This window comes from Gilliamella sp. wkB195 (assembly GCF_001690445.1).
GTDB lineage: Bacteria > Pseudomonadota > Gammaproteobacteria > Enterobacterales > Orbaceae > Gilliamella > Gilliamella apicola_E.
Map to the genome: position 1 here is coordinate 34,282 of NZ_LZGP01000037.1, position 26,911 is coordinate 61,192.

26 protein-coding genes, 2 pseudogenes and 1 riboswitch are annotated in these 26,911 nt (G+C 35.6%); of the genes and pseudogenes, 15 read left to right on the forward strand and 13 right to left on the reverse strand.

Translation table 11 applies throughout. The annotated features are described in order from the left end of the window. Window positions 1-10 precede the first annotated feature (10 nt). From gutQ to thiD, 11 genes are all read left to right on the forward strand, one after another. Window positions 11-973 carry an arabinose-5-phosphate isomerase GutQ gene (gene gutQ / locus A9G08_RS10035; RefSeq protein WP_065563573.1) on the forward strand — a complete coding sequence of 321 codons (963 nt, stop codon included), beginning with the start codon at window positions 11-13 and terminating at the stop codon, window positions 971-973. Between the two features lie 188 nt (window positions 974-1,161). Continuing rightward, entirely contained in the window at window positions 1,162-1,683 is a 522-nt protein-coding gene (gene aroK, locus A9G08_RS10040) for a shikimate kinase AroK (RefSeq protein WP_065563574.1), read from the forward strand. A gap of 60 nt (window positions 1,684-1,743) precedes the next feature. Next, complete coding sequence (locus tag A9G08_RS10045) at window positions 1,744-2,553, forward strand: SPOR domain-containing protein (RefSeq protein WP_065563575.1); 810 nt, start codon at window positions 1,744-1,746, stop codon at window positions 2,551-2,553. A 9-nt stretch (window positions 2,554-2,562) separates the two neighbouring features. Beyond that, complete coding sequence (locus A9G08_RS10050; RefSeq protein ID WP_065563576.1) at window positions 2,563-3,381, forward strand: Dam family site-specific DNA-(adenine-N6)-methyltransferase; 819 nt, start codon at window positions 2,563-2,565, stop codon at window positions 3,379-3,381. 39 nt (window positions 3,382-3,420) lie between these two features. Continuing rightward, a complete protein-coding gene (gene rpe, locus A9G08_RS10055) occupies window positions 3,421-4,098 on the forward strand; it encodes a ribulose-phosphate 3-epimerase (RefSeq protein WP_065563577.1) in 678 nt (225 codons plus the stop codon). Beyond that, the gene (locus A9G08_RS10060; RefSeq protein ID WP_065563578.1) at window positions 4,091-4,786 is read left to right on the forward strand and encodes a phosphoglycolate phosphatase; all 696 of its coding nucleotides are present in this window, start codon (window positions 4,091-4,093) and stop codon (window positions 4,784-4,786) included. The genes rpe and A9G08_RS10060 overlap by 8 nt, the downstream gene beginning before the upstream one ends. Window positions 4,787-4,809: 23 nt before the next feature. Further along, window positions 4,810-5,805 (forward strand): tryptophan--tRNA ligase, encoded by a 996-nt coding sequence (gene trpS / locus A9G08_RS10065; RefSeq protein ID WP_065563579.1) that lies wholly within the window; start codon window positions 4,810-4,812, stop codon window positions 5,803-5,805. Between the two features lie 114 nt (window positions 5,806-5,919). Next, window positions 5,920-7,281, forward strand: coding sequence for a Trk system potassium transporter TrkA (trkA, locus tag A9G08_RS10070; RefSeq protein WP_065563580.1), 1,362 nt, complete (start codon window positions 5,920-5,922; stop codon window positions 7,279-7,281). 54 nt (window positions 7,282-7,335) lie between these two features. Continuing rightward, a riboswitch (TPP riboswitch) is annotated at window positions 7,336-7,437 on the forward strand. Window positions 7,438-7,489: 52 nt separating this feature from the next. Beyond that, entirely contained in the window at window positions 7,490-8,275 is a 786-nt protein-coding gene (gene thiM / locus A9G08_RS10075) for a hydroxyethylthiazole kinase (protein WP_065563581.1), read from the forward strand. Then, window positions 8,275-8,916, forward strand: a complete 642-nt coding sequence (gene thiE, locus A9G08_RS10080) for a thiamine phosphate synthase (RefSeq protein WP_065563582.1) — start codon at window positions 8,275-8,277, stop codon at window positions 8,914-8,916. The genes thiM and thiE overlap by 1 nt, the downstream gene beginning before the upstream one ends. Before the next feature lie 11 nt (window positions 8,917-8,927). Next, window positions 8,928-9,740, forward strand: coding sequence for a bifunctional hydroxymethylpyrimidine kinase/phosphomethylpyrimidine kinase (thiD, locus tag A9G08_RS10085; protein WP_065563583.1), 813 nt, complete (start codon window positions 8,928-8,930; stop codon window positions 9,738-9,740). A 196-nt stretch (window positions 9,741-9,936) separates the two neighbouring features. Here thiD and A9G08_RS10090 read toward each other — a convergent pair whose 3' ends face one another. Next, window positions 9,937-10,143 carry a heavy-metal-associated domain-containing protein gene (locus A9G08_RS10090; RefSeq protein WP_065563584.1) on the reverse strand — a complete coding sequence of 69 codons (207 nt, stop codon included), beginning with the start codon at window positions 10,141-10,143 and terminating at the stop codon, window positions 9,937-9,939. 428 nt (window positions 10,144-10,571) lie between these two features. On the opposite strand from A9G08_RS10090, the gene A9G08_RS10095 reads away from it, so the two are divergent. Continuing rightward, a complete protein-coding gene (locus A9G08_RS10095) occupies window positions 10,572-11,744 on the forward strand; it encodes a M20 aminoacylase family protein (protein WP_065563585.1) in 1,173 nt (390 codons plus the stop codon). A 15-nt stretch (window positions 11,745-11,759) separates the two neighbouring features. Beyond that, window positions 11,760-13,184, forward strand: a complete 1,425-nt coding sequence (locus tag A9G08_RS10100) for an MFS transporter (protein ID WP_081299565.1) — start codon at window positions 11,760-11,762, stop codon at window positions 13,182-13,184. Window positions 13,185-13,273: 89 nt separating this feature from the next. On the opposite strand, the pseudogene A9G08_RS11565 reads toward A9G08_RS10100, so the two are convergent. Then, window positions 13,274-13,447, reverse strand: a pseudogene (locus tag A9G08_RS11565) (tRNA uridine-5-carboxymethylaminomethyl(34) synthesis GTPase MnmE); the annotation flags it as partial. Window positions 13,448-13,732: 285 nt separating this feature from the next. Continuing rightward, window positions 13,733-14,635: a DMT family transporter gene (locus A9G08_RS10105; protein ID WP_065563744.1), complete on the reverse strand. Its 903-nt coding sequence runs from the start codon at window positions 14,633-14,635 to the stop codon at window positions 13,733-13,735. Window positions 14,636-14,783: 148 nt separating this feature from the next. Between A9G08_RS10105 and A9G08_RS10110 the strand changes: the two genes are divergently transcribed. Further along, on the forward strand, window positions 14,784-15,674 hold the full coding sequence (locus tag A9G08_RS10110) for a LysR family transcriptional regulator (RefSeq protein ID WP_065563586.1): 891 nt from the start codon (window positions 14,784-14,786) through the stop codon (window positions 15,672-15,674). Between the two features lie 182 nt (window positions 15,675-15,856). Here A9G08_RS10110 and mnmE read toward each other — a convergent pair whose 3' ends face one another. The 3 genes from mnmE to A9G08_RS10125 all read right to left on the reverse strand — a co-directional run bounded on the left by mnmE (window position 15,857) and on the right by A9G08_RS10125 (window position 18,478). Continuing rightward, entirely contained in the window at window positions 15,857-17,218 is a 1,362-nt protein-coding gene (gene mnmE / locus A9G08_RS10115) for a tRNA uridine-5-carboxymethylaminomethyl(34) synthesis GTPase MnmE (protein WP_065563587.1), read from the reverse strand. A gap of 95 nt (window positions 17,219-17,313) precedes the next feature. Beyond that, window positions 17,314-17,916: a YdcF family protein gene (locus A9G08_RS10120; RefSeq protein ID WP_176701546.1), complete on the reverse strand. Its 603-nt coding sequence runs from the start codon at window positions 17,914-17,916 to the stop codon at window positions 17,314-17,316. A 10-nt stretch (window positions 17,917-17,926) separates the two neighbouring features. Then, on the reverse strand, window positions 17,927-18,478 hold the full coding sequence (locus tag A9G08_RS10125) for a DNA-3-methyladenine glycosylase I (protein WP_065563588.1): 552 nt from the start codon (window positions 18,476-18,478) through the stop codon (window positions 17,927-17,929). A 242-nt stretch (window positions 18,479-18,720) separates the two neighbouring features. Here A9G08_RS10125 and A9G08_RS10130 point away from each other — a divergent pair, with 242 nt between their 5' ends. Continuing rightward, window positions 18,721-20,070 carry an MFS transporter gene (locus tag A9G08_RS10130; protein WP_065563589.1) on the forward strand — a complete coding sequence of 450 codons (1,350 nt, stop codon included), beginning with the start codon at window positions 18,721-18,723 and terminating at the stop codon, window positions 20,068-20,070. 72 nt (window positions 20,071-20,142) lie between these two features. On the opposite strand, the gene gorA is transcribed toward A9G08_RS10130, so the two are convergent. From gorA to ubiE, 7 genes and pseudogenes are all read right to left on the reverse strand, one after another. After that, a complete protein-coding gene (gorA, locus tag A9G08_RS10135; RefSeq protein WP_065563590.1) occupies window positions 20,143-21,495 on the reverse strand; it encodes a glutathione-disulfide reductase in 1,353 nt (450 codons plus the stop codon). Window positions 21,496-21,687: 192 nt separating this feature from the next. Further along, window positions 21,688-23,112: a bifunctional D-glycero-beta-D-manno-heptose-7-phosphate kinase/D-glycero-beta-D-manno-heptose 1-phosphate adenylyltransferase HldE gene (gene hldE, locus A9G08_RS10140; RefSeq protein ID WP_065563591.1), complete on the reverse strand. Its 1,425-nt coding sequence runs from the start codon at window positions 23,110-23,112 to the stop codon at window positions 21,688-21,690. A gap of 44 nt (window positions 23,113-23,156) precedes the next feature. Beyond that, a complete protein-coding gene (gene tatC, locus A9G08_RS10145; protein ID WP_065563592.1) occupies window positions 23,157-23,918 on the reverse strand; it encodes a twin-arginine translocase subunit TatC in 762 nt (253 codons plus the stop codon). Window positions 23,919-23,932: 14 nt separating this feature from the next. Then, window positions 23,933-24,256: pseudogene (gene tatB / locus A9G08_RS10150) on the reverse strand (Sec-independent protein translocase protein TatB); the annotation flags it as partial. Between the two features lie 3 nt (window positions 24,257-24,259). Next, the gene (gene tatA / locus A9G08_RS10155; protein WP_065563594.1) at window positions 24,260-24,472 is read right to left on the reverse strand and encodes a twin-arginine translocase TatA/TatE family subunit; all 213 of its coding nucleotides are present in this window, start codon (window positions 24,470-24,472) and stop codon (window positions 24,260-24,262) included. Window positions 24,473-24,544: 72 nt separating this feature from the next. Next, window positions 24,545-26,086 carry a ubiquinone biosynthesis regulatory protein kinase UbiB gene (gene ubiB, locus A9G08_RS10160; protein ID WP_081299568.1) on the reverse strand — a complete coding sequence of 514 codons (1,542 nt, stop codon included), beginning with the start codon at window positions 26,084-26,086 and terminating at the stop codon, window positions 24,545-24,547. A gap of 15 nt (window positions 26,087-26,101) precedes the next feature. Then, a complete protein-coding gene (gene ubiE / locus A9G08_RS10165; RefSeq protein WP_065563595.1) occupies window positions 26,102-26,872 on the reverse strand; it encodes a bifunctional demethylmenaquinone methyltransferase/2-methoxy-6-polyprenyl-1,4-benzoquinol methylase UbiE in 771 nt (256 codons plus the stop codon). Window positions 26,873-26,911: the final 39 nt, after the last annotated feature.

Genomic DNA, 26,911 nt, shown 5'->3' on the forward strand with positions numbered 1-26,911 from the left:
GTGGCTAAAAATGGACAAATTATTACAATATGGTCGAGAATTACTTGAACTTGAGCTTCATGAGGCACAAAAGCTGCCAGCTCGGCTTGGTGAGAGTTTTGTTAAGGCTTGTCAGTTAATTTTGTCAACAAAAGGCAAAGTTGTAGTGTCAGGCATTGGTAAATCTGGTCATATTGGTAAAAAGATCGCAGCATCATTAGCCAGTACTGGTAGCCCAGCATTTTTTATGCATCCATCTGAAGCATTACACGGTGATTTAGGAATGGTGACCGAGAATGATGTCGTGATTTTGATTTCTTATTCAGGACGAGCTAAGGAATTTCAATTTATTTTACCCATTCTTGCAGCAATGAATATTCCAGTTATTGCCATAACAGGTGGACTTGATTCCCCATTAGCATTAGCTGCGCAAGCAGTACTGGATATTTCAATCGAAAAGGAAGCGTGTCCAATGGGATTAGCTCCAACCTCAAGCTCAACTAATACGTTAATGATGGGCGATGCGCTGGCAATTGCCGTTATGCGAGCTCGTGGATTTAAGGAAGAAGATTTTGCTCGTTCACATCCAGCTGGCAGTTTAGGCGCTAAACTATTAAATCATGTAAAAGATATTATGCGTAAGGGTGATTTAATTCCTAGAGTACCACAATCTGCAACAGTTCTTGATGCCATGTTAGAATTAAGTCGTACTGGTGTGGGGTTAGTTGCAATATGCCAAGATGATAATAAAATAGTTGGCGTTTTTACAGATGGCGATTTACGTCGTTTGTTACTAAAACATGGTACATTACAAGATAACATTGTCGATGTAATGACAAGTCCAGGCCATCAAATACCTGAAACTTGGAAAGCGGTCGAAGCTTTAAAATCATTTAATGATCATAATATTACTGCTGCACCTGTGGTAAATAATCACGGCGAATTGGTTGGTGCGCTGAATATTCATGATCTGCATCAAGCAGGTATTAGTTAATCGATTAATAAATACCTGTTGCAAAATGGGGCTATCTATTGAGATAATTACCGACCTAAATTTTTGTCGTTAGACGGAGATCCAAGTAAGTTACACAATTCAATACCGAAATGATGAGTTATTTAAGTCATTATAAATTGATATTGTGTTGTAAATTTTAACCAAAATTAATAGATGATGAAACTACAATGGCAGAAAAGCGAAATATCTTTCTAATTGGCCCTATGGGGGCAGGAAAAAGCACAATAGGCCGACAAATTGCACAACAGTTAGGTATGGAATTTTTTGATTCTGACCAAGAGATCGAGAAACGTACAGGTGCTGATATTGCATGGATTTTTGACTTAGAAGGTGAAGACGGATTCCGAGCCAGAGAAGAGAAAGTCATTAATGAGTTGACTGAAAAACAAGGTATAGTTCTTGCTACTGGTGGTGGTTCGATTTTATCTAAAGAGACACGTAACCGTTTATCAGCTCGCGGTATTGTAGTTTATTTAGAAACTACAATAGAAAAACAGATGGCAAGAACCCAGAAAGATAAGCGTCGTCCTTTATTACAAGGTGGCAATACTCCCCGTGAACTTTACGAAGAATTAGCCGAAGAGCGTGATCCACTTTACGAAGAGATCGCTGATATTACGATTAAAACTGATGAGCAAAGTGCCAAAGGTGTTGCTGGATATATTATTGAAAAAATAGAACAAATTTAAAATTTCAATTTTTTAAATTCGGCTGGCCATGAGGCAATAAACCATTTGAAAGGAGTTAATATGCGTGTAGATAAAGATGATCGTTATATACCAGAACAATCAAGTAAGTCTTCTACGCCTTCTTTTAGTATATCAACTTTTTTTCAGCATTATTCGAAGAAAAAATTGATTATTATGGGATTAGCTTTAGCTATTATTGTCTTGTTGGTTTGCTTTGTGATATCTCGTCCTTCAAAAAAAACAACCATACTGACTCCTCCTGAAGTCAATGGTGTTTCGTCGACGCAAACGCCTGATTCAACAATCAGTGGCGATAGTGGGGCGTTAGCGCAAGGTCAACAAAATTCTGCACCTGTGCCACCAGCCCCAATTAATAGTAATGTTAATGAGCACGATAATGGGGTTAGTCAACCTCCAGCATCAACACAGTCAACATCGGGTTCTAGACCAGAGCTGCAACCAACGGGTAACAGTACAACTCAAAATACTAGTGGTTCATCAACTAATTTAAATAAACCAATAAATCCAGATAGAGGCAATCCTACTGTTTCTAACTCAAATAATAGTGTAATAACAGGTAATAATTCAACTTCGATTGCCAAAATTAAGAATGATCAGTTTTCAATTCAACTTAGTTCTTCTAGTTCAGTTGATGGTTTGAAAAGATTGGTTAAAGAACATAATCTCACTAATTACCAAATTTATGAAACCAAACGAAATAATGTTAAATGGTATATATTAGTTAAAGGTACATATGATTCTGCTGACGAAGCCAGAAAAGCGATCAAATCTTTACCAAGTGCACTACAAAAAGATAAGCCTTGGATTAAATCTGGTGAAACAATTAATAAAGAAAAATCAGCAAAATAGGAGTTTCCGTTGAAGAAGCAACGAGCCTTTTTAAAATGGGCTGGAGGAAAATATGAGCTTGTGGACACAATTAAACAATATCTACCAGAAGGGGACCAACTCATTGAGCCCTTTGTAGGCGCTGGTTCTGTTTTTTTAAACACAAACTTTAAAAGTTATATTTTAGCTGATATCAATCATGATCTAATTGCGTTATTTAGGTTATTACAATCCAATCCTGATAAGTTTATTAATGATCTTAAGCTATTATTTAATCATCAGAATAATCAAGCTGAGGCTTTTTATCAGCTACGAGATGTCTTTAATTATAGTAAAGATCAATATCTACGATCGCTTTTGTTTGTCTATTTGAATCGCCACTGTTATAACGGTTTATGTCGCTATAATAATAGCGGGCTTTTTAATGTACCTTTTGGACGTTACAAAACTATCTATTTTCCTGAGAAGGAGCTCTACTATTTTGCTCAAAAAGCACAAAAAGCTGAGTTTATCTGTACTCCTTATCATGAAGCAATGAAAATGGCAAAACGCAATTCTGTCATTTATTGTGATCCGCCTTATCTTTCTCCAAATGAATCTATCGGTTTTACGGCTTATTATTCCAATAATTTTGGTTTTGAAGAACATAAGCGATTGTCACAATTAGCAGAAAAAATTGCTTATAAAAAAAATATTCCTGTACTACTATCAAATCACGATACAGAGTATACCAGAACGTTATATAGTAAAGCGCGCCATCTTTACCGTGCAGAAATGCGACGCTCAATTAGCTGTGCTGGCGAAGGACGCAAAAAAATTGATGAAATATTAGCCTTGTACCAAAAATAACCTATTTTATGTATAAGGTTTTATTAGTAGAGGTATGTTATGAAAGAGTTTATTATTGCACCATCAATATTATCCGCTGATTTTGCTCGTCTTGGAGAAGATACGCAGAAAGTATTAGACGCTGGTGCCGATGTTGTCCATTTTGATGTAATGGATAACCATTTTGTACCAAATTTGACGATGGGTAGTATGTTTTGTAAGGCTCTTCGTGATTATGGTATTAAGGCTCCGATTGATGTTCATTTGATGGTTTCGCCGGTTGAAGATTTAATTACCTCATTTGCCAAAGCTGGCGCAACTAATATCTCTATTCACCCTGAAGCTACTATTCACCTTGACCGTTCTTTGCAATTAATTAAAGATCATGGTTGCAGTGCAGGAATTGTACTTAATCCTGCAACGCCGTTAGATTATTTGGATTATGTGATGGATAAAGTCGACATTATTTTATTAATGAGCGTTAATCCAGGTTTTGGTGGACAATCATTTATACCAAGTACTCTAAAAAAATTGCAACAAGTTAAACAGCGCATTATTGAGTCTGACAGAAAGATTCGTTTAGAAATTGATGGTGGTGTTAAAGTTGATAATATCGCTGAAATTGCCAGAGCGGGTGCTGATATGTTTGTTGCTGGTTCGGCAATATTTGGTCAACCGGATTATAAAGCCGTAATTGATGCAATGCGTAAAGAATTAGAAGGTGTTAACCATGGCTAAGTTAAATGATATTCAAGCTATTGCTTTCGATTTAGATGGAACTTTAGTCGATAGTGTGCCTGGCCTTGCCTTAGCTGCACAAAAGATGTTAGCAGATTTGGAGTTACCCACCGTTACTAATGAGCAAGTAAAAAACATGGTCGGTAATGGCATTGATGTCATGCTCGAACGCGTATTCAACGTGATTGGTCGCAATCCGTCTAAAGAGGATTTCAATAAAGCGAAACAGTTGTTTAATCATCATTATGATAAGGTTATGGATGAGCAAACAACGCTATTCCCGCATGTTAAAGAAACCTTAAAAACGCTTTATGAAAATCATTATCCCTTAGCTTTAGTTACCAATAAACCTGCACAATTTTTACCTGCTTTATTGACGTCATTAGGTATTAAAGAATACTTTTCATTGGTACTTGGTGGTGGTGATGTGATTAAGTTGAAACCACACCCTGCCCCACTTTATCAAGTCATGGCAACCTTTGGATTGTTTAGTGATCAGTTGCTGTTTGTTGGTGATTCAAAGAATGATATTACTGCTGCTAAAAATGCTAATTGCCCGACTGTAGCATTAAGTTATGGTTATAATTATGGGGTGTCGATTGCATCTAGCAAGCCTGATTTTTTATTTGATGATTTTAAAGATATTTTAACCTTATTACCTCAGCCAAAGGCTGATGCAAAAAAATAATGAGTATAAATTAGGAATAAATTATGAGTAAACCAATTGTATTTAGTGGCGCTCAGCCATCAGGAGAACTAACATTAGGCAACTATTTAGGGGCTTTGAAGAATTGGGTGTCTTTGCAAAATGAATATGATTGCGTTTATTGTATTGTCAATCAACATGCGATCACGGTCCGTCAAGATCCTAATAAGTTGCGAAAAGCAACACTTGATACGTTAGCGCTTTATTTGGCCTGTGGTATCGATCCACAAAAAAGTACTATTTTTGTTCAATCACAAGTACCAGCTCACGCTGAATTAGGTTGGGCGTTGAACTGTTATACTTATTTTGGTGAACTGAGCCGTATGACGCAGTTTAAAGATAAGTCATCTCGTCACTCTGAAAATATTAACGCCGGGCTATTTGATTATCCAGTATTAATGGCTGCTGATATTTTGTTATATCAAGCTAATTTAGTTCCTGTAGGTGATGACCAGAAACAACATCTCGAGTTATCACGTGATATCGCTATGCGTTTTAATGCACTTTATGGCGATATTTTTACTGTTCCTGAGCCGTTTATTTCTAAAGTAGGTGCTCGTGTGATGTCTTTACAAGATCCAACCAAAAAGATGTCTAAATCAGATGAGAATCGTAACAATGTTATTGGTTTACTTGAGAATCCGAAAGATGTCGAGAAGAAGATTAAACGGGCAATGACCGATTCAGACGAACCACCTGTTGTACGTTATGATTCAAAAAACAAAGCCGGTGTTTCAAATCTGTTAGATATTTTGACAGGTATTACAGGTAAGCCGATTGCTGAACTTGAAAAAGAGTTTGAAGGCAAAATGTATGGTCATCTAAAAACCGAGGTGGCGAATCAAGTTATCGAGATGTTAACCGGTTTACAAGCAAAATATCATCAATATCGAGATGATGAAAATTATCTTCTTTCAATTATGCAAGAAGGAGCACAAAAAGCTCGCGCTAAAGCAGAGCCTACGTTGAAGAAGGTTTATGATGCAATCGGTTTTGTATAATCTAAAATAAGATTGCGATTATTACTAAACAATATCAAACGGCTTTAATTGATATGAGCTCTATTGTTCTAATAATGAGTTAGGTTGAGGCCTTTTGATTATAATAGGTTTATTATGAAAATTATCATTCTTGGTGCAGGCCAAACTGGTAGTGCACTTGCTGAATATTTAGTAACTGAAAAGCAGAACGATGTGACTGTCGTTGATGAAGATCATGATAAATTGCAATCTTTGCAAGAGCGTTTTGATTTACAAGTCATTTGCGGTAAATCATCTTACCCACAAGTATTAGAGAGTGCTGGCGCGGAATCAGCCGATATGTTAGTTGCCGTTACCAATTCTGATGAAGTAAATATGATGGCTTGTCAGATTGGGCATGTGATGTTTAATATTCCACAAAAAGTTGCTAGAATCCGTGCTCCTGAATATAACGATGAAAGATACCCATTCTTCAATAAAGATTGTATCAACATCGATCATATTATTGCTCCTGAAAACTTAATTACAAATCATATTAGCCAATTAGTTCAATATCCTGGTGCTCTACAGTTTGCTTCGTTTTATGATAATCGTGTCTGTTTGGTTGCTGTAACCGCTTATTACGGTGGTGCGTTAGTGGGGAGCGAACTATCCGAACTTAAAGAGCATTTACCACATGTCGAAGCGCGTGTTGTTGCTATTTATCGTCAAAATCGTTTTATTCGCCCAATAGGTTCGACTTTAATTGAAGCTGGAGACATGGTTTATTTTATTACCCCTCCTCTTAACATTAAAGCTGTAACCAGTGAACTACAACGGCTAGAAAAACCTTATAAACGTATTATTATTAGCGGTGGTGGTGGCGTTGCCATTGCTTTAGCTAAACGTTTAGAGAATGATTATCAAGTTAAGTTGATTGAACGTAATGCAGAAAAAGCTGAATTAATAGCTGAGCAGTTAGTTAATACCACCGTGTTACATGGTGAATCATCAGACCAAGAATTATTATCACAAGAGCAAGTCGAGTTAACCGATCTGTTTGTGGCGGTCACTAGCGATGATGAAGCCAATATTATGTCATCTATGCTGGCAAAAAGAATGGGGGCAAAAAAAGTCATCGTTCTTATCCAGCGACAAGCCTACTTAGAATTGATTAACGATAGTGTTATTGATATCGCGATTTCACCACAACATGCCACTATTTCAGAACTACTAAGCCATGTTAGGCAAACGGGTGTAGTTAAAGTTGTCTCATTACGCCAAGGTGAATCGGAAATTGTCGAAGTAGTTGCTCGTGGTGAAGCGGAAAATTCAAAATTAGTCGGTAAAAATATTAACAGTTTAAAATTACCTTCAGGTGCTACGATTGGTGCCGTGGTTCGTGGTGAAGATGTAATTATAGTAAATACGGATTTAATGATTGAAGATGGCGATCATTTAATAATTTTCTTACCGGATAGACGAGCCATTAGTGATATAGAAAGATTATTACAATAACTTGTTTAATTTTTAAACTCAGTTCATAATAGATTCAATTTTATCCAAATTTGTTATTTAGACTCGGGGTGTTTTTTGTTAGAGCAAAAAACTGAGAATTTACCCGTTGAACCTGATCTGGATCATGCCAGCGTAGGGAAGTCTCTGTCTTAATTACCGCTTTTGACACATTCTTCCCTTAATATTATTTATTAGATAAGGAAAGAATATGTCGGTCATTAAATTATTTTCAAATCAGGATGCCATTCCTTTTATTGGGCAAGTTCATCAGAAGCGACCTTTAATCCATTGTATTACCAATGATGTGGTACAAAATTACACTGCTAACGTTCTTTTGGCGATTGGGGCTTCACCAGCGATGGTGGTAGCTGAGCAAGAAGTTGAGGACTTTGTTGCCATTGCAAATGGTTTGTTAATTAATATTGGCACGATCAATAGTCACAGCGCTAAAAGCATGTTACTAGCCGCCGCAAAAGCTAATCAAACTCCTTGGGTATTAGATCCTGTCGCAGTTGGAGCAGCATTGAAATATCGTACTGAAATTGCTAAGCAATTATTAACATTTAAACCGACAGTTATTCGAGGAAATGCTTCAGAAATTCTAGCATTAAGTGGTCAACAATCATCATCAAAAGGGCCTGATGGGCTGGATTCTACTGATTCTGCATTAGATGCGGCAATGCTATTAGCCAAGAAATATCAAACCATTGTTGCAATAACAGGTGAGACCGATTATGTCACAGATGGTGAGCAGGTTTATAGCATTGTTGGGGGTGATATCGCGCTAACACAAGTAACTGGTACTGGTTGTTCATTATCTGCGATTGTGGCAGCATTGATTGCAAGTTCTGAAGATCATTTAAAGGCTACTGCTTCAGCCTGCTTTATGATGAAAAAAGCGGGTGAACTCGCTAATAAACAGCAAGGGCTAGGTACTTTTGCTATGTCAATTATTGACCAACTTTCTCTTTTCACCACAAATAAGGATTTTTGATGAAGAAGCAACTTGATTTAACACTCTATTTAGTACTTGACCCAGTACTTTGTGATGGCATAAATGGTATGGTTAATACCACTAAGTTTGCAGTTGAAAATGGTGTTACTGCCGTTCAATTACGTTCAGAACAAGAATATTCAGGTAGAAATTGGTATAAAGCCGCCCAAGCTTTAAAAGAAGTATTAATCGACACTCAAGTTCCACTATTGATTAATGATCATATTGATATAGCTTTAGCTGTCGATGCCGATGGTGTTCATGTTGGACAAAGCGATCTACCTGTCGAAGTTGCACGACGATTAATTGGAGAAGATAAATGGATAGGGCTTTCAGTCTCTAATTATTCGCAACTTGAGCGCGTTCCTTGGCAACTAGTCGATTATCTAGGTATTGGCCCTATCTATCCAACCCCCACCAAAAAAGATGCAGCAGAAGCAATAGGCATCGCCCAATTGACTGAACTTGTTAAAGCAAAACAATGCCCTGCCGTTGCGATCGGTGGTATCGGTGTAAACAATTTAACTGAAGTGATTCAAACTGGCATTGAAGGTATTGCCGTTGTATCCGCAATTTGCGGGCAAGGAGATATTGCTAAGGCCACATCTGATTTGATTAGAAAAATAAGACAAGCAAGATAGGAAATTAAACCATGACAACAGTTTCATTAACTATAGCGGGTAGCGATCCTAGTGGCGGTGCAGGTATTCAGGCCGATTTAAAGGCCTTTTCAGCGCTTGGCGCTTATGGGATGTCAGTCATTACTGCTTTAACCGCACAAAGTACACAAGGTGTTAATAGCATATACCAAGTGCCACCCGAATTTGTTAAGGCTCAATTTAACACACTTTATCAAGATATCCATATTGATAGCGTTAAAATCGGTATGCTGATGAATAAAGAGATTGTAACCACGGTTAATCATCTATTAAGCAATAATCCTATTGCCAATATTGTTCTTGATACGGTAATGATAGCCAAAGGGGGGCATCCTTTATTGAGAAATGATGCCATTACCGCTATTCGAGAATTGCTATTACCATTAGCCACCATCATCACCCCTAACCTTCCAGAAGCAGCAGCATTACTTGATTGTCATGAGGCACAAAACGAAGATGAAATGCAACAACAGGGTTATGAGCTACTCAAATTAGGCTGTCAGGCAGTATTAATGAAAGGGGGACATTTGCCAAGTCAAGAAAGTCCGGATTATTTAATCACGCCAACAAAGATCATCAGAATGGCATCACCACGTATCCAAACTAAAAACACTCATGGTACAGGTTGCACATTATCGGCAGCTATTTCAGCATTACTACCAAAATATGAGTTAGAAGAAGCCGTTAAACAAGCAAAAAAATACCTACAAGGTGCCATTGAAAATGCAGATAATTTGAAAATTGGTAAAGGAATTGGACCTACTCACCATTTTTATCAATGGTGGGACACCGCAGGAAAAGGCTAGAAAGCTAAATGTAGTATTTTCGGCAAACGCTATTTTCAACAGCTATATACTTCATCGACAATCCGTGCCAATGAAGTATATGAAAACTTTTTTAGTGCATTATCTAATCAAATAGAGGCTATTGGATATTTGTATTATCTAGTATTTAAGCGATTGTCTTAATCGTTTAAAATGAGAAATTGTAAATAGTATTGCCTTAATACGAAATACCCACAAACTCAAACCCCGCTTGATTAACGGCTTGAATTGCAGCTTCTTGTGAGATAGTACCACCTTCTATATCAACCTCATGCTTCGCTAAATCAACGGTCACTTTAGCTTTAGGATCAATATCATTAATTGCTTTAGTAATGGTTTTAACACAATGTTGACAACTCATATTATCGACGATTAATTTCATCATTATCCCCTTTTGTTATCTATAATTCATCTAGTGCAACGTTGGAACATCTATAATTAAAATAAATTTGTCTGTCATATAAAGTATAGTGATTATATTACGCCAATAAGCCTACAAAAAAAACACCTCAGAATAGTGAAAATTTATAAGATTTATATCTGTTATTAATAAAACGTAATGATTGAGCGTTTCTGCTCCTTTATACTCAAATAAACCATGGTGCCAAGAAAAATAAGCAAGGTTATCCTTCAAGAATAAAAATTGAATAACAGAAATAATCGACTTATACAAAATTAGATTGTATATTTATTCATCTATGTGGTTTTGATAATAAAGATAGTTTTTGTTTTTAAATATAATTTTAACTTAGATGTATAGTTCCATTTTTATTTTTTCTCATAAACGATATTCAGGTTAATTAGGAGCCTAAAATGCAGCATATTATGGAAACGATTAGAAAAACAGAACAAGAATTTGTTGATATTCGACATCAGATTCATAAACATCCTGAGTTAGGTTTTGAAGAGAAAAAAACCAGTGATTTAGTTGCAAATAAGCTATCTGAATGGGGCTATGAGGTTCATCGTGGTCTAGCAAAAACTGGCGTCGTTGGTGTTTTGAAAAATGGCGCTAGTAATAAGAAAATAGGTATTAGAGCTGACATGGATGCATTACCTATTGTTGAAGCTTCGGGTAAACCTTGGAGCAGTGTTAGCCATGGTAAATTCCACGGTTGTGGTCATGATGGGCATACCACTATTTTGCTATGTGCAGCTAAATATCTTGCCGAAACACGCAACTTTGATGGGACTTTACATGTCATTTTTCAACCAGCTGAAGAGTTGTTATATGGTGGGAAAGTGATGGTCGATGAGGGTTTATTTAAACAATTTCCTTGTGATGTGATTTTCGGTATTCACAATATGCCCGGATTTAAGGAAGGCCATTTTTATTTTAAAAACGGTGCTCTTATGGCTTCATCCGATACGATTCATATCACCATCAATGGGAAAGGTGCTCATGGAGCCATGCCTGAGCGAGGAATTGATGCGACGCTTGTTGCTTGTTATATTGGCATTGCTTTACAAAGTATTGTTTCCCGCAATGTTTCACCCTTTGAGAAAGCTGTTATCACGATTGGTTGTATTCAATCTGGCGAAGCCCCCAATGTGGTCAATAGCGATGCATTGATGAAGCTAACCGTCAGAGCATTAGATAATAATACCCGGACTTTATTGCTCAAGCGTATTACCGAAATTGCCACTTCGCAGGCGGAAAGTTTTGGCGCCTCAGTTAAAATCGAACATATCAATGGTAGCCCTGTTTTACATAATGGTGCTAATGCAACAAAATTTGCATTAGAAGTTGCTCGGAAATTAGTCGGTAAAGATCGTGTTCATGATAATTGCCATCCTTTTATGGGCAGTGAAGATTTTGCTTTTATGTTAGAGAGCAATCCAAATGGTTGTTATATGATTATCGGCAATGGAGACGAACCAGGATTTTGTAGTGTTCATAATCCTGGTTATGATTTTAATGATAAATGTATTGTTCCTGCTGCGTCATATTGGGTTGCATTAACTGAAACATATTTAAGTAAATAAGGATAAATCGCTTCTATGTCTGGTTTAAATATGTCAACTTCAAAGAGTTCTAGTACCGCGCAATTTAAAAGTTATAACCGGTTAACATTAGGCATTGTATTAGGGGTTATTACTTTTTGGCTGTTTGCTCAATCAATAGTCAATGTTGGACCGGCTGTTCAGCATACTGTTGGTATCACTCCAGCCTCTTTTAATTTAGCAGTAAGTTTGACTGCACTTTTCTCTGGCTGCTTTATTGTGGTTGCTGGTGGTTTAGCTGATCGCTTTGGACGAGTTCGTTTTACTTACTTTGGTTTTATTTTAAGTATTATTGGTTGTCTTTGTTTGATTTTCGCCCAAGGAGAAATATTATTTACCTTTGGACGCATTATTCAAGGCTTATCTGCAGCTTGTATTATGCCATCGACTTTAGCATTAGTGAAAACCTATTATCAAGGTAAAGATCGTCAGCGTGCATTGAGTTTTTGGTCGATTGGATCTTGGGGCGGCTCGGGCACTTGTGTGCTTGCTGGCGGTGCAATAGCGACTTATTTAGGTTGGCAATGGATCTTTATAATCTCTATTATCTGTGCTGTATTAGGTATGCTTTTGTTGAAAGGAACTCCTGAAACCAAAATTGAAGATCCTTCGAGTCTGCCAAAATTTGATTATGTAGGGCTATTTGTTTTTGTTATTACGTTAGTTTCATTAAATCTTGTGATAACCAAAGGTTCTACTTTTGGATGGACTAGTGTAGCAACATTATCGTTGGCTACCGTTTGTTTTGTTTTTATGATTTTATTTTTTGTTATTGAAAAAAGTAAAGCGAGTGGCGCTTTCATTGATTTTGCATTATTTAAAAATATCCCTTACCGTGGTGCTACCTTATCCAACTTTATGCTAAATGCTGTTGCAGGCACGTTAATTGTGGCCAGCACTTATACCCAACAGGGGCGAGGGTTTACCTCTTTCCAAAATGGATTATTAACTATTGGTTATTTAGTTTCGGTTTTATGTATGATTCGTGTTGGTGAAAAAATCTTACAAAAGGTAGGTGCGAAAAAACCAATGTTAATGGGACCGTTAATTACTGGTTCCGGAATTGCATTGATGACGCTGACATTTTTACCAGATATGCTTTATATTATTTCAGTATTAGGTGGCTACATTTTATTTGGTCTTGGTTTAGGTTTTTATGCGACACCTTCGATTGACACAGCAATTTCTAGCGCCCCTGAAGATAAAGTTGGTATTGCATCAGGAATATATAAAATGGCAAGTTCATTAGGCGGTGCTTTTGGTGTCGCCATTTCAGCATCAATTTATGCTGCAGTTATTGCCAGTGGTCAAAGTATAGCAACTGGCGCAGCAATTGGATTATGGATTAATGTCGGATTTTGTCTGTTATGTTTTATTTCAATTTTATTTTTAGTTCCAAATAATGCCGGCAAAAATAAATAGCTTAAGTTAATTTTTAATTCTTAAAACACTTCATAGGGATATGACTTTTTATTTATATCCCTATATTTCTAACCAACATTATGTTCAGCTTATTTACCAATGCAAAATGAGCTGAATATGCGCCCTAGTAGATCATTGGAGGTAAATTCGCCAGTGATTTCACTCAATGACTCTTGCGCAAGTCTAAGTTGTTCTTCTAATAGTTCACCAGCATGAAATGTTGTGAGCTGATATTTACCATTATTTAAATGCTCTGCTGCTTTTTAAGTACTTATAAATGTCAGTAATAAGCCAAAAAGTCTCATTCTGAGCTACAAGAAAACACATTACCTATTTGATATGATCACATAATAGGGTAATAGCTTATCCTTTTCGTACTAATAATTGAATGAGGGAATAGCCATAACGATCACAAATCTACTTAACCGTCATTGCACAAAACATTAAATGACATGTTATTCAAAAATTCTTCAAACAAAATACCTCTCGAACTTATGGCTAATTATGTCAAATAATGATTATTGAATTGTATGTGATATTAAGACTATTTAACGATTCATCTTTAATATTTGATAAGATCCTGTCGCATATATCACTCCACTTATAACTAAAAGAGCTCCAGCTAACTGTAATAAATTGGGTATTGTGCCCATAATAAAAGCAAGTAATAAAGTAAAAACAGGTACGAAATTGAAAAACAATGAAGTATTAGCTGCACCGAGTTCTTTTATCCCAACATTCCAAAATAAATATGCTAATACTGAACCAACAAGTCCCATATAAATAAGAATAATTTGATTGTATGTTGAAATTTCTTCAATCTCTTTTATTAAGTCACTTTGATAAAAAGAAAATACAACTATTCCTATAGTACCAAATAACATCGTAAAAGCTGTTGTTTGTAATGGTGTCGAATCGGATATAAATCTACGACATCCAACAGTGTAGGTTGCCCAAGCCAGATTTCCCAATAAAATAATCAAATCACCACGAGTAAAATGTAATTTAAGTATATTATTTATATCACCATGGCTTATCACTAAAATTACACCAATCAAGCTGATCAACATCCCTACAGTTTGTGGCAATGAAACACGGTGTTTTTCTATAATTGATGATATTAATATGGTTGTCACTGGCGATGTAGCCATAATAAGTGCACCATTTAAAGCGGATGTAGTTTGTAATCCGATAAAAAAGGCTAAATTGAAGCCTGTAATGCCACATAATCCAAGTAAAATTAATGGTTTCCAATTTAATTTAAATGCATTGATGTTGCCTTTATCTTTAATGATCATAAAAACAAAAATAGCTAATGTTGCAATAATAAAACGTTCAGAAGCTGCTGTAAGTGGCGATACGGAAGAGACAACTATTGAACCTGCATTAAAATTAGTTCCCCAAAAAAAGGTTGATAGTGTAACAAGTAAAATTGTAATTTTTTTTTTCATTTTAATCTCTATTTTATTCATAAAAAGGCATCTGATGATATCAAGTTAGTCCTCGTTGCTTAAGGTAGGTCAATAACTGATAGATTTTGATTTTATGAATAATCCATTTATAATACAATAAACAAAAAAAGAAGGTTAAATTTCAAAAATGAAATTATCATTAGATGATTTGGTCATTTTCATTAATGTAATTAAAGAAGGTAGTATTGTTAAGGCATCGCATAAACTTTGTATACCTTCACCAACTATAAGCAGACGTCTAACTCAATTAGAAGAAGCTATTGGCGGTCTTTTGATGCATAGAAGCAGTAGGAAGATCACCCTAACGACATTAGGACAAATGTATATTGCTAAATTTACTACCTTAGTTGAGGAGTTTGTTGAAAAAGCTGAAGATTTGTATGATTTTAACCAAAAGTTATCCGGAACAATAAGAATAACTGCACCATTAAGCCTAACACATCAATGGTTTGGAAACTGTGTGTTTTCATTTATGAAAACATACCCTGATATAAAAATAGATTTAATGGCTACGAATCAGATAGTTAATTTAGCTGATATGAATATAGATATTGCTATACGCGTGGGAGATTTGACCGATAGTGATTGGATAGCAAAACGAATACTATTGTCGAAAAATATATTGTGTTCATCCAAAAATTATTTAGAACAAATACCTATATGTACACATCCCATTGATTTACTCGACAAAAATTTAATTAATATAAGCCATAACCTAAGCTGGTCACTTACTAATACCACAAATAAAGAATATTATGAGGTACAAGCAAATCCTTATTTAATTATGGATGATACTGAACTAATAATTGACGCAACCAAAGCAGGAATGGGGATATGTTTTGTTCCATCTCAGTTTGTTCAAAAAAGTTTAGTTAATGGAGAGTTAGTGCAAGTGTTACCTAATTGGATCGGTAGCATTCGACCGATCTCTTTAATATTCAAGGATAGAAATTATATGCCAAACAGAGTGAAAGTTTTTAAACAATACATTGAAAATTATGTAAATTTAATACCTTAGAATCCATACCTAAACGATTATCTCTCGTATTTACTGAGTATATTTTTTATCTTTTTTTGAATAACACTGAATTATTCCAGACATTACAGTAGTTCAACTCTTCTATGTCTTTATGTTCAAAAACCAAAACAACTGAATTCTGGTTTTTGACAAGTATTAGCTCGTTAACTGTAAAACTTGAATTATTTACCAATACAAAATGAACTGAATATTCTTCCTAATAAGTCATCAGATGTAAATTGACCAGTGATTTCACTCAGAGATTCTTGAGCTAATCTGAGTTCTTCCGCTAATAATTCGCCAGCATGAAATGTTGTGAGCTGGTATTTACCATTATTTAAATGCTCTGCAGCTTTTTCAAGTGCTTGTAAGTGTCGTCGACGAGCTAAAAAGCCCCCTTCTGTACTACTAGTAAAGCCCATTACCTGTTTAAGATGATCACGTAATAAGGTAATACCTTCTCCAGTTCGTGCTGATAGTTGGATAAGGCAATAACCATTTTGCTCACTATAGCCTAATCGTTCACCAGTTAAGTCTGCTTTGTTTCGAATAACGGTTACTGGCATATTTTTAGGTAAGCGTTCAATAAATTCTGGCCAAAGTTTTTCTGGATTGGCCTCATTGGTTGTTGTGCTATCAACCATAAATAACACCCGATCCGCTTGGTCAATTTCTTGCCATGCCCGTTCAATCCCGATTCGTTCTACTTCATCGCTGGCTTCGCGTAGTCCGGCAGTGTCAATGATATGCAAAGGCATACCATCGATATGAATATGTTCACGCAAAACGTCACGTGTTGTCCCTGCTATGTCAGTAACAATAGCCGCCTCACGACCGGCTAATGCGTTAAGTAAACTTGATTTACCCGCATTAGGTCGACCGGCAATGACAACTTTCATGCCTTCCCGCAGTAATGAACCTTGTTTGGCTTCATGACGAACTTCATTTAATCGTTGAATAACTTGGTCAAGCTCTGCTTCTATTTTTCCGTCAGATAAAAAGTCTATTTCTTCTTCAGGAAAATCAATAGCTGCTTCAGTAAAAATACGCAAATGAATAAGCGATTCAACTAATTCATTAATCTTCTTGGAAAACACGCCTTGTAAAGAGAACAAAGCAGATTTGGCCGCTTGCTCTGAACTTGCATCAATTAAATCTGCAATGGCTTCAGCTTGCGCAAGATCTAATTTATCATTTAAGAAAGCTCGCTCTGAAAATTCACCTGGTCTTGCTATACGCACACCAGATATTTCTAATATACGTTTTAGCAGTAGATCTAAAATAACGGGTCCACCATGGCCCTGTAGTTCAAGCACATCTTCACCTGTGAACGAGTTTGGATTGGGAAAGAATAAAGCAATGCCCTCATCTAACGTTGTTCCATCAGCGGCTAAAAACGGTAGATAATGAGCATATCGCGGTTTAGGTAAGATACCTAAAACTGCTTTGGCAACCTCTTGTGCTTTAGGACCAGAAATACGCAATATGCCAACACCACCACGACCAGGTGGTGTTGCCTGTGCAACAATTGTGTCTGAATTCATATTTATTAATTGTAATTAAAAATAGCAATGATTAATCATACCATGACTATCATTAAAAATCTGTAAAGGCAAGCTATCTAACTTAATTAGAATGGCTAATTATTATTTTCAACATAATCTAATGGATGGTCAAACAGCCATGAATTAAGTAAAGCTAATGGCTCTCTTATCATTGCTATATATTTATCAATATTGGTATAAGCTAACGGTGCAGGTAAACCAGTAATATCACTAATACCCGAGCGTTTAGCTAGCATAATTGAACGAAGAATATGAAAATCATTGGTCACAACAACTGTTTTGCCTAGTGGTAAAATTTGATTAGCATAAACAAACTGTTGAGCCGTTCGCCTTGATCTGTCTTCAAGATATACTCTTGAGGAATTAATACCTTTTTTAATTAGGTAATCAGCCATCACACTTGCTTCAGTTGCAGATTCATCGCTTCCTTGCCCACCACAAACAATTACTTTGGTATTTGGATTACTCTGCAAATAATTAAATGCTGTATCTAAACGATTTTGTAAGGTAAGTGGCGCTTCAGCTGGTGTTCCAACCACTTGTGATCCTAATACGACTAAAGTATCAGCATTAGTTGATGGCTTTTGATTAGCGTAAATAAAAATAATGATATTACAAACGATGAAATAAACTAATATTAATGTTAGGCAATATTTTATTAATTTCATGATTGTCATCAATTTCTCCTCATTTTTTAAAGCAATCTTCGAAATGGTCATTAACTAAGCCCATCGATTGCATAAATGCATAACAAATTGTTGATCCTACAAATGAAAATCCTTTCTTTTTCAGTGCTTTTGACATTTTATCGGATATTTCTGTACTAACAGGAACCTCACTTTTATCTTTGTAGTGATTGACTATTGGCTTACCATCAACGAATGACCAAATAAATTGTGAAAAGTCCTCATTATTATTTTGCATAGCTAAATAGGCATGGGCATTTTTTACAATGCTTTTAAGTTTTAAACGATTTCGAATTAATCCTTTATTTTTGATTAATGACTCTATATCAATAGCGTTTAATTGAATAATTTTTTCTGGGTCAAAATTAAAAAAACATCGACGATATTCTTCTCTTTTTTTTAGTACGGTAATCCAAGATAATCCAGCTTGTTGTCCTTCAAGACAAATTTTTTCAAATAGTTTAAGGCTATCATATTGTGGATAACCCCATTCATTATCATGATAATTTATATATAACGGGTCTTTTGTAACCCAACTGCATCGTTTTGCCATATTTTTATCCAAATATTTTAAAATTATTATATGCGATATATAGATAGAATTTTAGCTTAATATCATTTTTTATACATATTATAAATCAAACAAACATATCGTTATTGTTGATTAAATTTTTTTATGATTAAACAAAAGACTACTTTTTATGGCAGAATGCCTTTTCAAAATTAAAATTTATCAAAGAATAGTCATTTCCTTTACTGGCTATATTCATTTAATAATAAAAATAAGGTTTTTTCATGAGTCAATCTGAAATTAACGCTGAATGGCAACCGGTCGCCCGACCATTGAATAGTAAGGATTTTAAAACATTAATATTGTCATCTTTAGGCGGAACGCTTGAATTTTATGACTTTGTTATCTATGCGCTATATATTGATACCATTGTCAAGCCACTATTTTTACCACATACCTTGTCACCATTAACCTTAGATTTATTTGCATGGGGGATTTTTGCTGCTGGTTATTTAGTTCGTCCTGTTGGCGGAATTATTATGGCCCACTTTGGAGATAAAGTTGGCCGAAAACGGATGTTTACCTTAAGTGTAGCAATGATGGCTTTACCTACTTTTATTATCGGTATTTTACCGACCTATGAAGCAATTGGTATTGTAGCACCATTATTATTGTTGTTGATGCGTATGTTACAAGGCGCAGCTATTGGTGGAGAAATGCCTGGTGCATGGGTATTTATCGCAGAACATACACCAAAACAACGCTATGGTTTGGGCGTTGGTACGTTAACATCAGGTATTACAGGCGGAATTTTACTTGGATTTTTCGTTACAATTATTGTTGATCTCTATTTTACTAGCCAAAATATTTTAGATTATGCTTGGCGTATACCGTTTATTATTGGTGGAATTTTTGGTGTGATTTCAGTCTACTTACGAAAATTTTTATCTGAAACGCCAATCTTCAAGGAATTAGCTGCACGTAAAGCATTAGAAAAAAGCATTCCTGTTGTTACCGTACTAAAAAAACATAAGACAGCTTGTTTGATAGTCGCTTTGTTAACTTGGTCATTATCAACAGCAATTATGGTTGGTATTTTAATTACTCCTGGCCGTATCGTTGGCGGTATGTATCATTTTGCTAATCTGGATTGGCGTATTGGTGGATGTATTGCTGCCTTAACATTATCAATTGGCTGTGTTATTTCTGGTTGGTTAGATGATAAATTAGGTACAGCAAAAACAGTCGTCATAACTTGGGGTGGATTGGCTGTGGTAAGCATCTATTTCTATAGTTCACTAACGCCAGATATGTCATTAGCTAAACTATATTCGATTTGGGCGATATTTGGCTTATTTATCGGAGCAATCGCTATGACACCAATTATAGGAACTAGAACCTTTCCACCAGCCATTCGCTATTCTGGTCTATCATTATCTTACAATTTAGCCTATGCATTGTTTAGTGCAATAACGCCGACTTTAACTATCTACTTATTAAGTCCCGATCATATATTAGGTGAATACAGTTATCTGGGAGCAGGTATTTACATCTCAGCAGTGGCTTTACTTGCTGTTTTAGTTGGTTTTTCATCATTAGCTCAAAAGGGTTGGCAAAATAGATTAGATAATTAATCACTTAACACCATATAAAAACAGGGCTAAAGCCCTGTTTTTTTTAACAAGATATAATAAATTTTCAATACATTAGCGCATTGTAACAAACTCTTCTGCCGCTGTTGGGTGAATGGCGATGGTGTTATCAAAGTCTTTTTTTGTTGCACCCATTTTTAATGCGACAGCAAAACCTTGTAAAATTTCGTCCATACCATAGCCTATACCATGAATGCCGACTATTTTTTCTTGTTCACCAATACAAACTAATTTCATTTTACACGGTTGACGATGAGAAGTTACGGCAGTATACATAGCAGTAAACGTAGATTTATAGACCTTCACGTTTTCAGGCCCATATTGTAACATTGCTTGTGGTTCTGTTAACCCAACTGTCCCGATCGGTGGATGGGTAAATACCACCGTTGGAATATTAGTATAATCTAGATGTTCATTTGGTTTATTGTTGAAAAGTCGTTCAGATAAGCGTCGACCAGCAGCAACTGCAACTGGTGTTAATGCCGCTGCTCCAGTATCATCGCCAACAGAATAAATTCCTGCTACATTAGTATTTTGATACTCATCAACAATAATAAACCCATTACTGTCAACTTTAATGCCAGCTGCAGATAAATTCATTTCTTTAGTTGCAGGTTCTCGTCCTATTGCCCAAATTAAACAATCAACAGTATAATTTTTACCATCTTCTAATGTTAACGTTAATGATTCATCAACATTTTTAGTGACAGAAGATGGAATTGCAAAAGTATGCAAATGCTGACCATCATTAGTTATAACTTCCATTAATGTTTCAACAATTAATGGATCGAAAGCACGTAAAGGTGTGCCTTGCCGAACAAATTGATGAGTTTCAGCACCTAGCGAGTGTAAAACACTGGCAATTTCACAAGCTATATAGCCTGCACCAACAACGGCCACTCTTTTTGGTAATGCTTTTAATTCAAAGAATCCATCTGAAGTAATTCCATATTGCGCTCCGGGAATATTGGGTATACTTGGCTTACCACCGACAGCAATAAGAATATGATCGGCACAATAATGCACACCATTGACATCAAGCGTTTTGCTATCAATAAATTTAGCATATCCATGAATAACATCGACATTATTATTGTTTAATACTCGATCATAAGATTGATGAACACGATCAATATAAGCTGTTCGGCTAGCGATTAGTTTATCCCAATCAAAATGATTAATTGTCGTATCAAAACCATAATCAGGGCCATAATGATTAATCGCCTCAGCAATTTGTGCACCATACCACATAATTTTTTTGGGAACACACCCAACATTGACACAAGTTCCGCCTAATAATTTAGCTTCAATAATAGCGCACTTTTTACCGTAAGATGCCGCTCGATTAATTGAAGCAATACCCCCACTACCACCACCGATAGCAATATAGTCATAGTGTTTAGTCATAAAAGAAATCCTTTAAATAAATTAGCATTTGGTAGTTGATAGGTTTGCATAAAGCAGATAATAAAAAAAGTATTAATTATGAAATTTAACGATAGTTAATACCTATTGATTGGTTTTAAAATATACCCAAACCTAAATTATTCGATAATTGACTAATTAGCTACTTAAATAAATAGCTAATTATTATATTATTTATTTCCGTTTAATCTTATCAATGATGTTTGTGGTCGAACAACCATCTTCAAAATTAAGGACTTTAACTACTCCACCTGCTTCTATAACTTCTTTTCCACCAGCGATATCTTCAGGTTTATAGTCACCACCTTTTACTAATACATCAGGTAAAATACTGGCAATCAACCTTTGTGGAGTCTCTTCTTCAAAAGGAACAACCCAGTCAACTGAATCAAGTGCACCTAATACTATCATTCTTTGCATTAATGGATTTATTGGTCGGGATTCCCCTTTCAATTGTTTTACTGAGGTATCACTATTTACTGCTACAATCAAACGGTCACCAAGCTTGCGAGCATTAGCAAGATATGAAACATGCCCAGCGTGTAAAATGTCAAAACAGCCATTAGTCATGACAATTTTTTCACCACGTAATCGTGCTTTACGAATTTCTTCTTTTAATTCATCTTCAGTCATCACCCCAAAACCATCATCTGCGCGAGCCCGAATAGCATTACTTAATTCAACTTGCGAAACAGTTGATGTTCCCAATTTACCGACAACTACACCGGCTGCAGCGTTTGCTAAATAACAGCTTTCTTCAAGTGATTGCCCTGCAGCTAATGAAGCTGCTAAAGTTGCGATTACAGTATCACCCGCACCGGTAACATCAAATACCTCTTTAGCTTGAGTTGGCAGATGGTAAACTGGTTTATCTAATTGTATTAACGTCATGCCTTTTTCACTACGAGTAACAAGCAAGGCTTTAAGATCATATTGCTTAATAAGTTGAGAACCTTTTTCAATGATCTCTTCTTCTGTTTTACATGTTCCAACTACAGCTTCAAATTCAGACATATTTGGTGTCAGTAATGTTACACCACGATAACGCTCAAAATCAGTACCTTTAGGATCAACCAATATTGGTACATTAACTTTTCGTGCTTGTTTTATCATTTCTTGTACAGCAGTTAATGCACCTTTGGCATAATCCGATAGAACCATTACTTTAGAAGTTGTAAGTGCGGTATCAATACGCTCTAAAATAGGAGTATGATCCACATTATTAAAACCTTCCTCAAAATCAATCCTTATTAATTGTTGATTTCTTGATAACACTCTTAATTTAGTAATAGTTGGATGTGTTGAGACAGATACAAAATCGCAATGAACATGTCGATTAGTAAGTTGCTCATCAAGTACCTTAGCAGGTTCATCCATTCCTGTAAGACCAATTAAACGCGCTTTACCTCCGAGGGAGGTAATATTGAGTGCAACATTAGCTGCACCGCCAGGACGTTCTTCAAGAGAATCAATTTTAACAATTGGTACAGGCGCTTCTGGTGATATGCGATTGGTACCGCCATACCAATAGCGATCTAACATAATATCGCCAACAACAAGAACATTTGCCAGATTAAACTCAGGAAGAGATGTTTTCATTTAGTTATCCTTTACTCGTATTCATTGGATCAATTATCAATCTATTATTCATCGTCTATATTTTTATCATCATCTTGTATGATTTTTTTTCTTGGTTGATAAAACCGGGCAAAGAATGTCCCAACTTCAAATAATAAACAGATAGGTACAGCTAATAAAATTTGTGAAAATACGTCTGGTGGTGTAACAAACATAGCTACAGCAAATACTGCTACAATAATATAAGGTCTTTTTTTACGTAGATTTTTAGGGGTTGTTACTCCTGTCCAGCACAGCAATATTATTGCAACAGGGACTTCAAATGCAAAACCAAAGACTATAAATAATGTCATGACAAAATCAAGATATTTAGTTATATCGGTATTTATCGCAACATCAACTGGAGCAGTGTGAATAAAGAAGTAAAAAGCGAGAGGAAATACCGCAAAATAAGCAAACGCAATACCAATATAAAAAAGTACCGTACTTGAAATTATCAATGGCATAATTAGACGTTTTTCATGTTGATATAATGCAGGTGCAATAAATCCCCATACTTGATACAAAATATAAGGAATCGAAATAAATATTGAAACAACAGCAGTCAGTTTAATAGGAGTAAAAAATGGTGCTGCAATGTCAGTTGCAATCATGCTACTACCTTTTGGCAATTGACTAATAAGCGGATTAGCAACAATATGATAAATATCATTCGAGAAATAGAGTAAACACGTTAATACAATTAATATACAGATGATACATCGTAAAAGCCGTGTTCTTAGTTCTACTAGATGACCAATAAGTGGTTGCGTTGCGTCGTCTGTCATAATTTATCTTTATCTGAATGAATTGTTGTATCTATTTGAGAGGCGGAATCGATCTCTTTTTGTAGTGTTTCGGTTACGCGTTTTAATTCATCAATGGATTCTTGAATTTCCGGTGTTAGGGTATTTAGCCCACTTTGTTCTGCTTTTTTTAAACTATCTTGTAACTCTTGTAATTTAAGCTCTTTATTCAATTCTAACTGAACAGTTGCAGACATACGGCGGAGTACTTTTATCCAGCTTGCAACAGTTTTAATTGCAATAGGTAGACGCTCTGGCCCTAATACGACCAACCCGATAATTAAGACTAATAGTAGCTGACCAAAGCTAATATCAAACACAAGTTACTCTTTATTGGTGTGGTTATCATCAGATGAGTTAAGACGTTCCACTTTTTGTGAATCATCTGTCTCTTTTTGATCATCGTCGTCATTCATAGCTTTCTTAAAACCTTTAATGGAAGCCCCAAGATCAGAGCCCAATGAACGCAATTTTTTTGTTCCAAATAATAGAACGATAACCGCTACAAATATGAGTAATTTGGGCAAACTTGGCATATGATAAGTCTCCAATAGCTTAAAATAGTAAAATTATACACTTAAATGGTGAGATTCCAAAAAATAACTCGCTTAATGCCCGACAAGTAAAGCAATACATAAAAGACTAAGAATACTAATTGCAAACATTAATCTTTGTTGGTTTCTTTTACTACGTTGAAGTTGTTGATTAATCTGTTTTAACTGAACATGCATCAGCTTAGTCATCCGAGCCTGATCATTCAACTTTTCCGGTAGCTCAACAACAAGGTTTTTCCATTCTGGTAAGGAAGTCCAAACTTGATGTAATAACTTTTTAGCACTGTATTTATCTTCATACCAATTTTCTAAAAATGGTTTAGCCGTTTGCCACAAGTCAAGTTCTGGATAGAGTTGACGCCCTAACCCTTCTATATAAAATAACGTTTTTTCAAGTAAGGTTAATTGAGGTTGAATATCCATCTCAAATTGACGTGCAACTTGAAATAGTGATAATAAAATTTGCGAAAAGGAGAGCTCACCAAGTGGTTTAGCAAATGCAGGTTCGCAAACATTGCGCATAGCCATTTCTAATGCGGCAACATCCGTTGTTTCAGGAACCCAACCAGATTTGATATAAATTTGTGCAATTTTTCGATAATCTTGGTTAAAAAATGCAAGAAAATTTTCAGCCAAATAGCGTTGATCATCTTCAGTCAAAATACCTACAATTGCACAATCTATCCCAATGTAACGAGGATTTTGGGGTTCGCTTATATCCACAAAGATATTGCCCGGGTGCATATCTGCATGAAAAAAATTATCCCTAAATACTTGGGTAAAGAAAGCTTGAACACCACGCTCTGCTAATAACTTCATATTGACATTATTTCTTTTTAATTCATCAACATTAGCTATCGGAGTACCGTAAATTCGCTCTTCAACTAAAACATTTTTTCGGCACAAATCTTGGTACACATAGGGAATATAAAGGATCTCACTATTAATGAAATTGTCGCGCAAACGAGCTGTGTTATAGGCTTCTTTCTGAAGATCCAATTCTTTTAGAAGCGTGTTTTCATAATCACTGACAATTTCTACAGCCCGTAACTTTTCACCAAATTTTATCCGTTTAGTAAATTGGTTAGCAATCCAATACATTAAGCGAATGTCAGATTTAATTATAGGTAAAATATTTGGTCGCAAAACTTTGATTACCACTTCAGCTTGGCTACTTTTTAAAGTTGCTGTATGAACTTGTGCGATGGATGCTGATGCTAATGGTTGATCATTAAAATCTGAAAAATAAAAATCTATAGGACACCCTAGAGCAGTTTCAATAATTTGTTTTGCAATTTTTCCATCGAAAGGGGTAACTTGGTCTTGTAATTTGGCTAGAGCATCGACAAGATGTTTTGGCAACACATCGCGTCTTGTTGAAACCATTTGCCCAAATTTTATCCATACCGGGCCTAGCTCTTGTAAGGCTTGACGCAACCTTTCACCAATCTCTTGTTGATTTGATTTAGGTCTAACCCAAAACAAACAAAACAATAATACTCGTAACCACCTTGAGACACGGTGTTTTGGTAATAGCTCTTCTAATCGATAAGCTCGAAATATGGTTAATATTTTATAAAGTCGAAAAAATGTCATTATTTGTTTATCACATTAAAATTTAAAACCAGTATGTAAGGCTACAATACCGCCTGTCATATTGTGATATTTAACATCGACAAACCCAGCATCTTCCATCATTTTTTTCAGTGTTTTTTGATCTGGGTGCATTCTGATAGATTCAGCTAAATATCGATAACTATCTGAATCATTCGCTACGATTTTTCCCATTAATGGCAACATAGTAAATGAGTAAAGATCGTAGGCTTTATTTAAAATTTGGTATTGTGGTTTAGAGAATTCTAGAATCAATAAACGCCCTCCTGGCTTTAAAACTCGCCACATAGATTCTAGCGCTTTTTGCTTATCAGTCACATTTCGTAGACCAAATGAGATAGTGATACAATCAAAATAGTTATCTGCAAATGGTAACTCCTCTGCATTTGCTTGTACATATTCAATATTTTTAAATAAGCCTTTATCTCGTAGTTTATCTCTACCAACCTTAAGCATCGACTCATTGATATCTGCTAATACAACTAAGCCATCATCTCCAACTATTTGTGAGAATTTAGCTGTTAAATCACCTGTACCACCAGCTAGATCAAGGACTTTTTGGCCTTTCCTAACACTACTATACTCAATAGTTATTTTTTTCCAGATTCGGTGAATACCAAATGACATTAGATCGTTCATGATATCGTATTTATCTGCAACAGAATGAAACACCTCTGCTACGCGTTTTACTTTATCTTGTTTTGGAACTTGGGTGTAACCAAAATCAATTTTATCCTGATTTTCATTTGGTTGAGAAGATTGAGACATAACAATTCACCTATCACAAAAAGTTAGCTTATTTTAACA